Source organism: Polaromonas jejuensis NBRC 106434 (assembly GCF_001598235.1).
Taxonomy (GTDB): Bacteria; Pseudomonadota; Gammaproteobacteria; order Burkholderiales; family Burkholderiaceae_C; genus Polaromonas; species Polaromonas jejuensis.
In genome coordinates this window covers 50950-63699 of the sequence record NZ_BCYO01000007.1, presented here as the reverse complement: position 1 = coordinate 63699, position 12750 = coordinate 50950, and the positions used below count along the sequence as shown (strand labels likewise).

15 protein-coding genes are annotated in these 12750 nt (G+C 65.1%); 10 read left to right on the top strand and 5 right to left on the bottom strand.

Annotated elements, in window-relative coordinates:
- Positions 1-89 precede the first annotated feature (89 nt).
- Positions 90-971, top strand: a complete 882-nt coding sequence (locus PJE01S_RS10610) for a LysR family transcriptional regulator (protein WP_068833548.1) — start codon at positions 90-92, stop codon at positions 969-971.
- A 51-nt stretch (positions 972-1022) separates the two neighbouring features.
- A complete protein-coding gene (gene msrA / locus PJE01S_RS10605; RefSeq protein WP_068833546.1) occupies positions 1023-1562 on the top strand; it encodes a peptide-methionine (S)-S-oxide reductase MsrA in 540 nt (179 codons plus the stop codon).
- A 103-nt stretch (positions 1563-1665) separates the two neighbouring features.
- Here the strand turns inward: msrA and PJE01S_RS10600 are convergent, their stop codons facing one another.
- From PJE01S_RS10600 to PJE01S_RS26175, 5 genes are all read right to left on the bottom strand, one after another.
- A complete protein-coding gene (locus tag PJE01S_RS10600) occupies positions 1666-2670 on the bottom strand; it encodes a M14 family metallopeptidase (protein WP_068833544.1) in 1005 nt (334 codons plus the stop codon).
- A 65-nt stretch (positions 2671-2735) separates the two neighbouring features.
- On the bottom strand, positions 2736-3647 hold the full coding sequence (locus tag PJE01S_RS10595; RefSeq protein WP_068833543.1) for a metal ABC transporter substrate-binding protein: 912 nt from the start codon (positions 3645-3647) through the stop codon (positions 2736-2738).
- 54 nt (positions 3648-3701) lie between these two features.
- Entirely contained in the window at positions 3702-4604 is a 903-nt protein-coding gene (locus PJE01S_RS10590; RefSeq protein ID WP_174548537.1) for a metal ABC transporter permease, read from the bottom strand.
- Positions 4604-5371 carry a metal ABC transporter ATP-binding protein gene (locus PJE01S_RS10585; protein ID WP_068833541.1) on the bottom strand — a complete coding sequence of 256 codons (768 nt, stop codon included), beginning with the start codon at positions 5369-5371 and terminating at the stop codon, positions 4604-4606. The genes PJE01S_RS10590 and PJE01S_RS10585 overlap by 1 nt, the downstream gene beginning before the upstream one ends.
- Positions 5365-5499 (bottom strand): hypothetical protein, encoded by a 135-nt coding sequence (locus tag PJE01S_RS26175; RefSeq protein ID WP_281178591.1) that lies wholly within the window; start codon positions 5497-5499, stop codon positions 5365-5367. The genes PJE01S_RS10585 and PJE01S_RS26175 overlap by 7 nt, the downstream gene beginning before the upstream one ends.
- A gap of 169 nt (positions 5500-5668) precedes the next feature.
- Between PJE01S_RS26175 and PJE01S_RS10580 the strand changes: the two genes are divergently transcribed.
- The 8 genes from PJE01S_RS10580 (at position 5669) to PJE01S_RS10545 (ending at position 12735) form a co-directional block, all read left to right on the top strand.
- Positions 5669-6175 (top strand): Fur family transcriptional regulator, encoded by a 507-nt coding sequence (locus tag PJE01S_RS10580; protein ID WP_068833539.1) that lies wholly within the window; start codon positions 5669-5671, stop codon positions 6173-6175.
- Positions 6172-6840, top strand: a complete 669-nt coding sequence (locus PJE01S_RS10575) for an ABC transporter ATP-binding protein (protein ID WP_068833537.1) — start codon at positions 6172-6174, stop codon at positions 6838-6840. The genes PJE01S_RS10580 and PJE01S_RS10575 overlap by 4 nt, the downstream gene beginning before the upstream one ends.
- Positions 6837-8039 carry an ABC transporter permease gene (locus tag PJE01S_RS10570; RefSeq protein ID WP_068833535.1) on the top strand — a complete coding sequence of 401 codons (1203 nt, stop codon included), beginning with the start codon at positions 6837-6839 and terminating at the stop codon, positions 8037-8039. Before PJE01S_RS10575 ends, PJE01S_RS10570 begins: the two co-directional genes overlap by 4 nt.
- A gap of 7 nt (positions 8040-8046) precedes the next feature.
- Positions 8047-8313, top strand: coding sequence for a hypothetical protein (locus PJE01S_RS10565; RefSeq protein ID WP_068833533.1), 267 nt, complete (start codon positions 8047-8049; stop codon positions 8311-8313).
- Positions 8314-8363: 50 nt separating this feature from the next.
- On the top strand, positions 8364-8966 hold the full coding sequence (locus tag PJE01S_RS10560) for a DUF3299 domain-containing protein (protein ID WP_245660723.1): 603 nt from the start codon (positions 8364-8366) through the stop codon (positions 8964-8966).
- Between the two features lie 17 nt (positions 8967-8983).
- Positions 8984-9388 (top strand): hypothetical protein, encoded by a 405-nt coding sequence (locus tag PJE01S_RS10555; RefSeq protein WP_068833713.1) that lies wholly within the window; start codon positions 8984-8986, stop codon positions 9386-9388.
- Between the two features lie 270 nt (positions 9389-9658).
- Positions 9659-11701, top strand: a complete 2043-nt coding sequence (locus tag PJE01S_RS10550; RefSeq protein WP_068833531.1) for a TonB-dependent receptor — start codon at positions 9659-9661, stop codon at positions 11699-11701.
- Between the two features lie 71 nt (positions 11702-11772).
- Complete coding sequence (locus PJE01S_RS10545) at positions 11773-12735, top strand: AEC family transporter (protein WP_068833529.1); 963 nt, start codon at positions 11773-11775, stop codon at positions 12733-12735.
- Positions 12736-12750 lie beyond the last annotated feature (15 nt).

Here is a 12750-nt window from a genome sequence, read left to right as displayed (position 1 = left end):
TGGATGTCTGGTCTCCTGGGTTCATTGTTGGAGTGGCATTAATATTTGTCCAATATTGAATATGGCTTGAGCGATATAATTTTTTAATCATGGAATTTCGCCACCTGCGCTACTTTCTGGTGTTGGCCGAAGAGCTGCACTTCGGTCGGGCAGCGCGCCGCCTGTCGATTTCGCAGCCGCCGCTCTCCCTGAACATCCAGCAACTCGAGGCCTCGGTCGGGGCCAAGCTCTTCATCCGCAGCAGCCGGGAGGTGCGCCTGACCGCTGCAGGCCAGGCCTTTGTGCCCAAGGCGCGTGCGCTGCTGGAGCAGGCCCAGGAAGCCGGACGCCATGCGCGCGATGCTGAGCAGGGGCTGGTGGGCCGACTGCATATCGGCTTTGTTGGTGCGATGCTGTACCGGGGCTTGCCGCAAATGCTGCGCCAGTTTCAGGCGCAGCATCCCTTGCTGCGTGTGCTGCTGAGGGAGCTCAATTCGCAAGACCAGCTGATTGAACTCTCGCATGAGCGGCTGGATCTGGGCTTTGTCCACACCACCCGCGTGCCGCCTGACTTGTCGCGCATCCTGGTGGCGCGCCAGCCCTTTGTGTGCTGCCTGCCCACAACGCACCCGCTGGCGAAAAAGCGCAAGCTCGCCTTGCGCCAGTTGCAAGGCGAGCCGTTTGCGATGGTGGCCCGTGCTGTCTCTCCCGACTACCACGAGGCCATTTTGTCCCTCTGCACCGAGGCCGGTTTTCATCCTGAAATCCGCTATGAGCTGCGGCACTGGCTCAGCGTGGTGTCGCTGGTGTCGCAAGGCCTGGGCGTGGCGCTGGTGCCGGAGGCGCTGCGCCAGTCCGGCCTGGCCGGTACCGCCTTTGTTCCGCTGGACAGCGAAACCACGCCCTATGACACCTATTGCCTGTGGAAGACGGCGCGCGACAATGCGGCATTGAGCTCATTCCTGGACGCGGTGCGCGCCGCTGCGGTGTAAGGTCCGACCTGAAGCGACGACTACCGGGTTGAATATTTTTTGGAGAAAACCATGGAAAACCTGCAAACCATCACCCTGGGCGGCGGCTGCTTCTGGTGCACCGAGGCCGTGTACGTCAAGGTGCGCGGCGTCACCGACGTCGAGTCCGGCTACAGCAACGGCCAGGCCAACCGGCCGAGTTATGAGGACGTCTGTACCGGGCGCACCGGCTGCAATGAAGTCGTGAAACTGGTTTACGACCCGGCCGAAATTACGCTGCAGGAAATCCTGGAGATTTTTTTCGTCATCCATGACCCGACCACGCTGAATCGCCAGGGCAATGACACGGGCACGCAGTACCGCAGCGGCATTTATTTCTCGACGCCCGAGCAAAAGCAGGTGGCCGACGACATGATCCGCCAGATGAGCCAGGACAAGCTGTTTGGCAAACCCATCGTGACCGAGGTGCTGCCGCAGGCCAACTACTGGCCGGCCGAGGACTACCACCAGGACTTCTTCGAGAAAAACCCCTACCAGGGCTATTGCATGGCCGTGGCCGCGCCCAAGGTCGAGAAGTTCCGTAAGACCTTTGCGGCGCGGGTCAAGGCTTAAGGCGAGAGCGGCATCCGCTGCAGGGTGCTATTGAATTTATAGCTTACTGCGGAGGCCGATATTGGGCGTAGGCCCGATTTGATGCCTGAAATGGCGCCCGGCCTCAGGCCCGGCGCTGCGCGAAGTAAAACCACTCCTGCGCCACGCCGGCGCCCGGGTTGGGAAACACCACAAAGCCGTCTTCGGGCGCCTTCACTTCGGCGCCGCTGTAGCGCGTGCCTATCACTTCGCCGGCCTCCACCGCGTCAAAGCTGCGCCATGGGCGGCTGAAGCTGTCGCCTGGATGTTCGCGGTCGGTCACATCCACCAGGCGCAGGATTTCCCGGTCGGTCGAGGCCGGCGCCAGCGGCAGCGGCGACAGGCCGAGCAGGGCCAGGGTCTGCAAGATGGCGCGGCGCGCCACATTCACCGCCTCGGGGTCGTCGTGCTGGCCGCATTCCAGCGTCACGCCGTAGCCGCCGCGCGAACGCATGTATTCCGTCGTGCCCACGCCGTAGTTGGGGTCGGTCGCCAGGGCTTGCGTGCGGGCGCTGTCATTCGCGACCGGGGCGGCCGCGCGCCGCTGCACGCCGCGCGCGTAGGTTTCCAGCCAGCCCTCGACGACGCGGTGCGGCCCGGTGTGCAGGGCCAGCTGCATTTCCTCGGCGGCGTAGCTGAAGGGCTCCAGCGTGCCGCTGTTGTTTTGCGGGCCAATCATCACAAAGGGGGCGCCGCCGGTGTGAAAGGAATGCAGGTCCAGCAGCGCCTCGTGCGACTCCAGCAGCGGGCACAGCACATTGGCAATGCGGTCCTCGAAATCCTGCGGAATCGCGCTGGGCGCCATGTTGCGGTTCAGGTTGCGCTCGCCGGTGCGCTGCTTGAGCCGGTAGGCCAGCGGGTTGGTGACGGGCACAAAGGTGACGCTGCCGCGGACTATGCTGAGCGCGCCGCTGTCGAGTTCGGCCAGCACTTGCGCGATGGCGCGCGCACCGCAGATCTCGTTGCCGTGGACCGCGCCCAGCACCAGCAGGCGCGGGCCGGGCGCCAGGCCGTGGTAGGTATGGGTGCGCAGGTGGGTGGGGTGTGCTTGGGGCGCGGTCAATGTGTCTCCCTGGATGGTGTCATTCATGGGGTGGTTATACCGCGGCTGACTTGATCACGGTGTCGCCGTCGCCGCCCGGCGGCCGTTCAGGTTCAGTTGAGCTGCATGCCGCGCACGAGTTGCGTCACGTTATGCCGCATCAGCTTGAGGTAGCTGTCGGCCGGGCCGCCAGGCGCTGACAGGGCATCCACATACAGCGCGGGCCCCGGCGTCACGCCCGCATCCTTGCTCAGTTGCGCCAGCAGCTTGGGGTTGCTCATGTTTTCCACAAACACGGCCTTGATTTTTTCGCGTTGGATCTGCTTGATCAACTGGGCAACTTCCCTGGCGCTGGGCTCGGCTTCGGTGGAGACGCCCTGGGGCGCGAGGAAACGGACCTGGTAATGCGCGCCGAAATAGCCGAAGGCGTCGTGCGAGGTGATGACCTTGCGCTTGTCCGCCGGGATCGCGGCAAATTGCGCTTTGGCCCAGCTGTCGAGTGTCTGCAACTCTTTCACATACGCCTCACTGTTGCTCTGGAAGCTTGAGGCCCCGGCGGGGTCGGCCTGGCTCAGGGCTGCGGCGATGTTGCGCACATAGCGCACGACATGGGTTGGATCCTGCCAGGCGTGCGGGTCGGTTTCCGCGTGGTGCTGGCCTTTTTCGGCGGGCAGGCTGCGCGGTTTCACGCCCTGGGAGGCCACCACGGACTGGCCCCGGTAGCCGGCGGATTTGGCGAGCTTTTCTGCCCAGGGCTCAAAGCCGAGGCCGTTGGTCACCAGCAGCCGGGTTTGCAGGATGTTTTTGGCATCAAGCGGTTTGGGCTCGAAGACATGGGCGTCCTCGTCCGGCCCGACCAGGGTGGTGACGGCCACCCGGTCGCCACCCACCACGCGCACCAGATCGCCCAGGATGCTGAAGCTGGCCACGACCGGCAGCTTGTCGGCGGCCAGGCCGGCCGTGGCGGCGCTGCACAGCGCCAGTGCCGCCAGGCAAGCCGCGAATTTTTGACGCAGGTTTTTCATGGGGAAGTCCTTGGTGAATATGGAGAATGAAGAAAAAAACGCTTCAGGCCACGCTCAGGCCACGCGATGGGCGCGGTTCAGCACGCGCGGCAGCCAGCCGCCGGGCGCCAGCAGCAAGGACGCGAAGTACAGGGCGCCTGCGCAGCCGATGATGGTGGGGCCGGATGGCGTGTCCAGGTGGTAGGACAGCAGCAGCCCGAGGTAGCCGGCCAGCATGGCTTGAGCGCTGGCATTGACAAGTTGCGCGGGCAGGGTGTCGTGCCACAGCTTGGCCGAGACGGCGGGCAGCATCATCAGCCCCACCGCCATCAAGGTGCCCAGGGTTTGAAACCCGGCCACCAGGTTGATGACCACCAGCATCAAAAATCCCTGCTGCCAGACCCAGGTGTGCCAACCGCGCCGGCCGGCGGCGCTTAGAAACACCGGGTCAAAGCTTTCCAGCACCAGGCCGCGGTAGGCCGCAGCCAGCGCCAGCATGCTCACGCTGGCCACCGTGGCCACCAGCCACAAACCGGGTGTGTCCACCCCGAGCGCACTGCCAAACAGGATGTGCAGCAAATCGAGTTGCGTGCCGTGGCCGGAGATGAGCGTGACGCCCAGCGCCAGGGCCGCCAGATAAACGGCGGCCAGGCTCGCGTCTTCTTTCAGCGCCGTGGACCGGCTGATCCATCCGGCGAGCGCCGCCACCAGCATGCCGGCCACCACGCCGCCCGCGGCCATGGCGGTGAGCGACAGGCCGCACAGCATGAAGCCGATGGCCACGCCGGGCAGGATGGCATGGCTGAGCGCATCGCCCAGCAGGCTCATGCGCCGCAGCGTCAAAAAAACGCCCAGGGGCGCGGCGCTGAGTGACAGCGCCAGGGTTGCCACCAGCGCGCGGCGCATGAAGGCGAAGTCGGCAAACGGAGCCCACAGCAGATCCCAGATGCTTTGCAGCACGGTCAGGCTGCCGGCCATCAGGCGGCCACCTTTTGCCACAGCGGCAGCTGCGGCTGCGGCTGGTCCACCTGGCAGATATCGGCGTCTTCATCCCAGGCCTCGGCCATGCGGCGGGCCCGCGCCAGGTTGGCCTCGGTCATCACCTGCGCGGTGGGCCCCCAGGCCACGACTTCGCGGGCCAGCAGCAGGGTGCGCGGAAAATGCTGGCGCACCTGCGCATCGTCGTGCAGCACGGCGATCACGGTGCGGCGCCGCTGGTGCCACTGCCGGATCATCGCCAGCAGAGCCGAGGTGGTTTTGCTGTCCATGGCGTTGAAGGGTTCGTCCAGCAAAATCAGCTCGGCGTCCTGCACCAGCAGGCGGGCAAACAGCATGCGCTGCAGCTGTCCGCTTGAAAGCGAACCGATGGGCCGGCGCTCAAATCCCTCCAGCCCCACGGCATGCAGGGCCGCATCCACACGCGCCAGCCGGTCGCCGCGCACGCCGCCCCAGGCGCCCTCGGCGGGCCAGCAGCCCAGCAGTACGCAGTCGCGCACATCAATCGGAAAGCCGCGGTCAATTTCGGCGAGCTGCGGCAAATAGGCCATGCGTGCACGCGGCGCGGACACGGCCACCCGCCCGCCCGAGAAGGGCAGCAGGCCCATGACGCTTTTGAGCAGCGTGCTTTTGCCCGAACCATTGGGCCCCACCACCGCCGTGAGCGAGCCTGGCGCAAAGTGGCCGCTGATGTGGTGCAGGGCGGGGTGGCGGCGGTAGCTCACCGTGAGGCCGTCCAGCGTCACCATGGCATAAGCACCAGGTTGGCCCAGCTGACCGCCAGCCATAGCAGCGCTACCGCAGGCACCACGGCCAGCACACGCAGCCAGGCAGGCCAGGCCAGCACGCTGCGTGCCGAGGGTTTTGCGTCAATCAAGGGGGTTGGCTGGGGTGGCATGCGAAGTCTGTCTTTACAAATGGGTGCAATCAAATGACATAAAAAAGTCACAAGTCGCGGTCATAATGCAACTCGATTGCGGTATAGTTTAATGCAACTAAGTTGCGTTATTGAAACCTCGGCAGAAATTTAAAAACTTCAAAGACGCATGGCTTCATCCATTCCTCCAAGCGACCTCACCGCGGACCCGATTGACGCGCTGCTTTCCGCACACGGCCTGCGCCGTACCAGCGCGGCGCGCCTGGTGCTGGGCTGGCTGCTGGCCCATCCCGACACCAGCTACACCCACGCGCAACTGCAGATGGCCTTGCTGAGCGACACCGAATCGGCGCTGGACCGTGTGACGCTGTACCGCCTGATTGACCGGCTCACCCAGGTTGGCCTGCTGCTGTGCCGGGTCGACGCGAACCGGGTGCGCCGCTACCAGGCCATGCCGAGCAGCGTGCATGCGATTCCTCACTTTGAGTGCCAGAGCTGCCACCGCGACAGCCCGCTGGCCGGTGCGCTGAAGACCAGTGCCAACGACCTGGAGCGTGCCGCGCAAACCGCGCTGGAGGCCCTCAAGGCCCTGGGCTACCAGGGCATGAGCATGGACTTTGCGGTGCGCGGCGTGTGCGCCGACTGCGCCACCGGCACGCCGGGCCTGGCTTCATGATCAGCACCCGGCAACTGGCCTACCGCTACGGCGGCGGCCCCGAGCTCAGGTTTGAGGATGTTGACGTGGCGCAGGGCGACGTGCTGCTGCTGCGCGGTGCCTCGGGCTCGGGCAAATCCACCTGGCTGGCGCTGGCCGCCGGCTTGCTCAGCCCCGGCGAGGGTGACATGAGCGTGGCCGGGCAGTCCATGAAGGCGCTGGGCAAGGTGGCCGGCGATGCCTGGCGCGCCACAACCATAGGCTTCCTGCCGCAGCGCCTGCATTTGAGTTCCGCCCTGACGGTGCATGGCAACCTCGCCATGGCGCAGTGGGCGGCCGGCCAGCCGCCCGATGAGGGCCGCATTGACCAGGCGCTGGCGGCGCTGGATGTGCAGGCGCTGGCCAGGCGCAAACCGGCGCAGCTCTCCGGCGGCCAGGCCCAGCGCGTGGCGCTGGCGCGGGCGGTGCTGCTCAAGCCGCGTGTGATCCTGGCGGATGAACCGACGGCCAGCCTGGATGACGAAGCGGCCACGGCGTCGCTGGAATTGCTGCAGGCAACGGCAAGGCATGAGGGCGCGACGCTGGTGATCGCCACGCACGACAGCCGCGTCGCCGGCTTTCTTGAAACCCGGATGGATGGTGAAAAAGGCTTCCAGTCCTTGTTGATAGGGCGCAAGTGGCTATGAAAACAATAGTAATTTCATGGCGTTACCTGTGGTCGCGGCCGCTCGCGGCGGCCCTCAACCTGCTGCTGCTGAGCCTCGGGCTGGCCTCCATCACCTTTGTGCTGCTGGTCAGCCACCAGATCAACCAGGCGTTTGACCGCGACCTCGCGGGCATCGACGTGGTGGTGGGCGCCAAGGGCAGCCCGATGCAGCTGATCCTGTCGGGCGTGTTTCACCTCGATGTGCCGACCGGCAATGTGCCGCTGGCCGCCATCAAGGCGCTTGAAAGCCATCCGCAGGTGGCCAAAATCATTCCCATCAGCCTGGGCGACAGCTTCCGCGGCTTTCGCATCGTCGGCACCACGGCTGAGTACATCCGGCATTACGACGCCAAACTGGCGCAGGGCAAGGGCTGGTCCGGGTCCATGCAGGCCGTGATTGGCGCTCAGGTGGCGAAGCAGACCGGCCTGAAGGTGGGCGACAGCTTTGCCGGCACGCATGGGTTGGGCGGCGGCGGTGATGTGCACGCCCGGACGCCTTACACGGTGGTGGGGGTGCTGGCGCCTAGCGGCTCCGTGCTGGATCGCCTGGTGTTGACCGCCACCGAGTCGGTGTGGAAGGTGCATGAAACCGATACCGCCCTCGACGAGGAAGATCAGAAGATTCTGGAGGCCGAGCGCGAAGTCACGCTGGCGCTGATCCAGTACAAGACGCCAATGGCGGCCGTGACCTTTCCGCGCTTCATCAACACCACCACCGAAATGCAGGCGGCCGCGCCGGCCCTCGAAATCACCCGCCTGCTCAGCATGGTGGGCGTGGGCACCGACGTGCTGCGCGCCCTGGCCGGCGTGCTGTTGCTGACGGCCGGCCTGAGCGTCTTCATCGCCCTGTGGGGCGCCGTGCGCGAGCGCCGCGCCGACCTGGCCCTGCTGCGCATGCTGGGCGCACCGCCGCGCAAGGTCGCCGGCCTGCTGCTGTGCGAGGCGCTGTGGCTGGCGCTGCTCGCCGCCGTGCTGGGCGTGCTGGCGGGCCAGGGCCTGACGGCCTTGCTGGCCTGGGCGCTGCAACTTGAAAACTCCATCTTGATCGGTGCCTTGTCCTGGCCGGTCGAGCTGGTCATCGTGCCGGTGCTGGCGCTGGGGGTGGCACTGGCGTCCGCGCTGCTGCCGGCCTGGGAGGCCTACCGGGTCAGTGTGTTTGAACTTCTCCAATCCAGGTAACACTTTTATGAAATACATCCCTTCTTTTCATCAAGCCGCCCAGTTGTTTGCCGCTGTGGCGTTGAGCGCCGTGTTCTCGGCGGCCTATGCCCAGCACACCGACAAGGAAACCAAGGAAGACATCCAGCGTCACCGCGCCATGGCCGCCGCCCACGAAGGGGCTGCCAAGTGCCTGGAGTCGGGCAAAAAAGACGAGGTCTGCGAGAAGGAATTGCTGGCGGCTTGCAAGGGCTTGGCAATCGGTAAATACTGCGGCATGAAACACGTGCATTGAGCCCGGTGGATCATCTTTATCTTGTCCCCCTGAAATTTCTGGAGCCCCGCATGACCCATCCACTTCGCACTGAGCCTTCGTTCGGCCGCATGGCGTTGCGCTCCGCGTGCGCCTATGGGCTGGCCTGCGGCTTGCTTTTGGCCGCCATAGGCCCGAGGGCCGAGACGCTGTCTTCGCCGCAGGCTTCGGGCAACCCGAAATCCGCCGCCCCTGCAGCGCCTGGTTTTGATTGGCCGGTGGGGCAGGGCCCCGGGGTGCATGGCGCCAACAGCATTTTTCCGCCGCTCTCGGCCAGAGACGATGTGGTGCCCTGGTCCGTGCTGACCGCGGTGAACGTCAAGAAAGAAAAAAACCGGATTCTTCCGGTGTTCAACCTGCCCCAGCTGGCCCTCCACCAGAAAACCCAGCGCATACAGGGCTTCATGATGCCGCTGGACCCGGGTGAAAAGCAGAATCATTTCCTGCTGTCGTCGGTGCCGCTCACCTGCCCGTTCTGTGCACCGGGCGGGCCCGAAAGCATGGTCGAAGTCAAGACCAAAACGCCGGTGAAATACAGCATGGAGCCGGTGGTGGTCGAAGGGCGTTTCCTGGTGCTCAACGATGACGCTTATGGCCTGTATTACCGGATCACGGATGCGACCAGCGTCAAGTGATCGTCGGTGCTGAGGGCATGAGGCGGCTGCCGCGCCCGCCGGCCAGCTCTTTGGCGTGGCTGCTGGTGTTCGCGCTCCTGGCGGCGCAAATCCTGGGCCTGATGCATGGCGTGGTGCATGGGCCGCAGGCGCATCTGCACGGCAGCGGGCATGGACACCCGCATGTTCACGACGACGACCATTCCGACGCCGCCGACGCTGACCATGGCGATAGTTGGCTGGCGTCGCTTTTTTCCTCGCATGACGGCGACTCGGATTGCCGCCTGTTTGACCAGGCCAGCCATGGCAGCGCAGCGCCTGCCGTGACGGCATTGAGCCTGCCCATGGCGCTCTCGTCGTTTGTTCTGGCCATCTCCCAGGGCGAAGCACTCGCCCGCTGGGCGGCGCTGTTTGACGCCCGCGGCCCGCCCCTGACTCGCTGAATCCCCTGAATCTCCTGAGGTAGCGCTGCATCGGCCGCACGGCCGGGGCGCAGCCTTGCCTTTTCGACGCCGGGCCTTCCCAGACGAAACAGACCCCCACGGGGGCTGTGCATGACACGCCGTGTTCTCAAAGAGCGGCGTGGCCAAAAGCGTGGGAGGCCCTATTCAAAATTCTAAGAAGTCATCATGAACCCACCCCTTTTGAACGGTGCATCCCGCACCCCGTTTGGCCCTGCCCGGTTTTCACGGCATGCCGGCCGGCAGGCTGCGATGGCCTTGTGCGCTTCGGCAGTGCTGCAGGCCGGCACAGCCGGCGCGCAGGAAACACCAGCGCCGGTCCCCAGCCTGAAGGAAGTCACCATCACCGGCAACCCGCTGGGTGCTACTGATTTAATAGCACCTGCCGCCCAGTATTCGGGGACGGGACTGCTGTTGCGTTCCAAGACCACGCTGGGTGAAACGCTGGACGGCGTGCCGGGCGTGAGCAGCACCTATTTCGGGCCGAACGCCAGCCGGCCCATCATCCGCGGCCTGGATGGTGACCGCATCCGCATACTGGGCAACGGCGGCGCCACGCTGGACGCCTCCAGCCTGAGCTACGACCATTCGGTCACGGCCGACCCGATCAGCATCGAGCGCATCGAGGTCCTGCGCGGGCCCGGGGCCTTGCTCTACGGCGGCAGTGCGGTGGGTGGTGTGGTCAATGTGATCGATAACCGCATTCCGCGCGAGGCCTTGTTCGATGCGAAGGGCGGCGTGGGCGGCAAGGTGGATCTGGGCCTGGCGAGCGGCAACCGCGAAAAAAGTGCCGGCGCTCTGCTGGAGGGCGGCAATGACCGCTACGCCCTGCATGTGGATGTGTTCAACCGCGAGACCGGCGATGTCAAGGTGCCGGTCGACCTGGCTTGCACCAAAGGCGGCGTGGACACTGTCACCTCCCGCATCTGCAACTCGGCCAGCAAGGTCCATGGCGGCGCGGTGGGCGGCTCGGTGTTCTTTGACCAGGGCTACCTGGGCGCGTCGGTCAGCACCTACCGCAGCAACTACGGCACGGTGGCCGAAGACGATGTGACCATTGACATGAAGTCTGATCGCGTGGCGCTGGAGGGCGAGGTGCGCAATCTGGGCGGTGCCATCCAGAGCATCAAGGGGCAGCTCAGCCATACCGATTACAGGCACACCGAATTTGAAGGGGCCAACCCCGGCACGGTGTTCAAGAACAAGGGCAGCGATTTCCGGCTGGAGGCGCGTCATGCCCGCTTCGGCAATCTGGACGGCCTGATCGGTTTCCAGGCGGAAAACAACCGCTTCTCGGCGGATGGCGCCGAAGCTTTTGCACCTCACAGCCGGACCGGGCAAAACGCCTTGTTTGCCTATGAGGAATACGCGACAGGCTGGGGAAAGCTCAGTTTTGGCGGACGGCTGGAGTCGGTCAAGGTCGAGTCGTTTGGCAACCCGCTGGTGGCGCGGTTTACGCCCGCCACGCGCGATTTCACGCCCCACAGCTACGCGCTGGGCGCTTTGTGGAATGCGGCGCCCGGCTGGCAGTTCACGACCAACCTGGCTTACACCGAGCGGGCGCCCAAGGACTACGAGCTCTTCGCCCAGGGCCCGCACGTAGCCACCAAGGCCTGGGAAACCGGCGATGCGACTTTGGACAAGGAAAAGTCCACCAGTCTTGATGTGGGTGCCAGCTGGAAATCCGGCGCCCATCGCTTTGCCGCCAACGCTTATGTGCACCGCTTCAGGAACTACATCGGCCTGCTGGCCACGGGCAATACCCGCGACCAGGAAGATGGCACGCTCAATCCGGTCGATGTCAATCCGGACAGCAAGATACTGCCCGAATTCGCCTATACCGGTGTGCGTGCCCGCTTTGTGGGCCTGGAAGCCAGCGGCAACATCCGGCTGATCGAAGGCGCTTCCAGCCTGGACCTGGCGCTGCGCGGCGATGTGGTGCGCGCCACCAACCTCAGCAACGGCCAGCCGCTGCCGCGGATCGCGCCGATGCGGCTGGGCGCCAGCCTGCTGTGGGCGAGCGGGCCCTGGGGCAGCAGTGTCGGTTTTGACCATTCGTTGGCGCAGAACCGCGTGGCGGCCGGCCAGCGCGCCACCTCGGCCTACACGCTGTGGAACCTGGCAACGACCTATCGCATGAAGGCGGGCGCTTCCAGCCTGCTCTGGTATGCGAAGGTGGACAACCTGACCAACCAGCTGGCCTACAGCGCCGCCTCGGTGCTGACCACCACGGCATTTCCGAAGGCACCCCTGCCGGGCCGCAGCCTGAAGCTGGGACTGCAGGTCGCTTTTTAAGCGCCCGATGATTGAACGCCGGGAGAGCAAGGCCAAGGCGAGCTTAACGGGGCGCACGCTAAGATTGCGCGATGAACCAGCTCGTCTTTGTGTCCCTGCTCCCGGTTGTTTTTTTGATTGCTGCAGGTTTCATAGCTGGTCGCGCAGGCTGGATAAGGGCTTCAGCCATAAAAGATCTGTCAAACCTGGTCTTTTTGCTGCTCACGCCGGCGCTGCTGTTTCGCACCATGAGCCAGGTGCGCATCGAGCAGCTTGACTTCAAACCGGTGGCGGCCTATTTCCTGGCCGTCATCATCCTGTTCACCGGCACCCTGCTGGTGCAGGGCTTTAACCGCCGCGCCGCCGTGCTGGCGCTGGCCAACACCTTTTCCAACACCGTGATGATAGGCATCGCGCTGATTGGCCTGATGTATGGCCCGCAAGGCCTGGTGACGCTGTTCACGCTGGTCTCCGTGCATTCGCTGGTGCTGCTGACCAGCGCCACGGTGGTGCTGGAGCTGGCCGTGGCCCATGAGCAGAAGCAGGGCGCATCCAGCGAGTTGGGCAGCGCGTCCCGCCATCCGGTGGCCACCGTGCTGATGGCCGTGAAAAACGCGCTCTTGCATCCCGTGCCTTTGCCCATCATCGCCGGCCTGCTGTTTGCGCAGACCGGGCTGGCGCTGCCCGAGGTGATAGACAAGCCGCTGGAACTGCTGGCCCATGCCTTCGGCCCGCTGGCGCTGGTACTGGTGGGGGTGACGCTGGCCAACACGCCGGTCGGTCGGCACTGGCGCCAGGCGCTGGCGCTGGCCAGCGTGAAAAACCTGCTGCATCCGCTGCTGGTGTTTGGCCTGTGCCGCCTGCTGGACGTGCGCGGACTGCCGATGACGGTGATGGTGGTGGCTTCAGCGCTGCCGATTGGCGCGAATGTGTTTTTGTTCTCCCAGCGCTACAAGGTGGCCGAAGAGCTGGTGACCGCCAGCGTGGTCGTGTCCACCGCGCTGGCACTGCTGACCTTGACGCTGGTGTTGCTGCTGGTGGGGCAGGCCGCCTGAGCGCTGCGCGCGGCG

Coding starts and splice junctions, on each gene's coding strand:
- PJE01S_RS10560 (WP_245660723.1), top strand. CDS start 8,364: ATGACCCATCCACTTCGCACTGAGCCTTCGTTCGGCCGCATGGCGTTG.
- PJE01S_RS10610 (WP_068833548.1), top strand. CDS start 90: ATGGAATTTCGCCACCTGCGCTACTTTCTGGTGTTGGCCGAAGAGCTG.
- msrA (WP_068833546.1), top strand. CDS start 1,023: ATGGAAAACCTGCAAACCATCACCCTGGGCGGCGGCTGCTTCTGGTGC.
- PJE01S_RS10555 (WP_068833713.1), top strand. CDS start 8,984: ATGAGGCGGCTGCCGCGCCCGCCGGCCAGCTCTTTGGCGTGGCTGCTG.
- PJE01S_RS10545 (WP_068833529.1), top strand. CDS start 11,773: ATGAACCAGCTCGTCTTTGTGTCCCTGCTCCCGGTTGTTTTTTTGATT.
- PJE01S_RS10585 (WP_068833541.1), bottom strand. CDS start 5,371: ATGGTGACGCTGGACGGCCTCACGGTGAGCTACCGCCGCCACCCCGCC.
- PJE01S_RS10580 (WP_068833539.1), top strand. CDS start 5,669: ATGGCTTCATCCATTCCTCCAAGCGACCTCACCGCGGACCCGATTGAC.
- PJE01S_RS10565 (WP_068833533.1), top strand. CDS start 8,047: ATGAAATACATCCCTTCTTTTCATCAAGCCGCCCAGTTGTTTGCCGCT.
- PJE01S_RS10600 (WP_068833544.1), bottom strand. CDS start 2,670: ATGAATGACACCATCCAGGGAGACACATTGACCGCGCCCCAAGCACAC.
- PJE01S_RS10550 (WP_068833531.1), top strand. CDS start 9,659: ATGGCCTTGTGCGCTTCGGCAGTGCTGCAGGCCGGCACAGCCGGCGCG.
- PJE01S_RS10570 (WP_068833535.1), top strand. CDS start 6,837: ATGAAAACAATAGTAATTTCATGGCGTTACCTGTGGTCGCGGCCGCTC.
- PJE01S_RS10575 (WP_068833537.1), top strand. CDS start 6,172: ATGATCAGCACCCGGCAACTGGCCTACCGCTACGGCGGCGGCCCCGAG.
- PJE01S_RS10595 (WP_068833543.1), bottom strand. CDS start 3,647: ATGAAAAACCTGCGTCAAAAATTCGCGGCTTGCCTGGCGGCACTGGCG.
- PJE01S_RS10590 (WP_174548537.1), bottom strand. CDS start 4,604: ATGGCCGGCAGCCTGACCGTGCTGCAAAGCATCTGGGATCTGCTGTGG.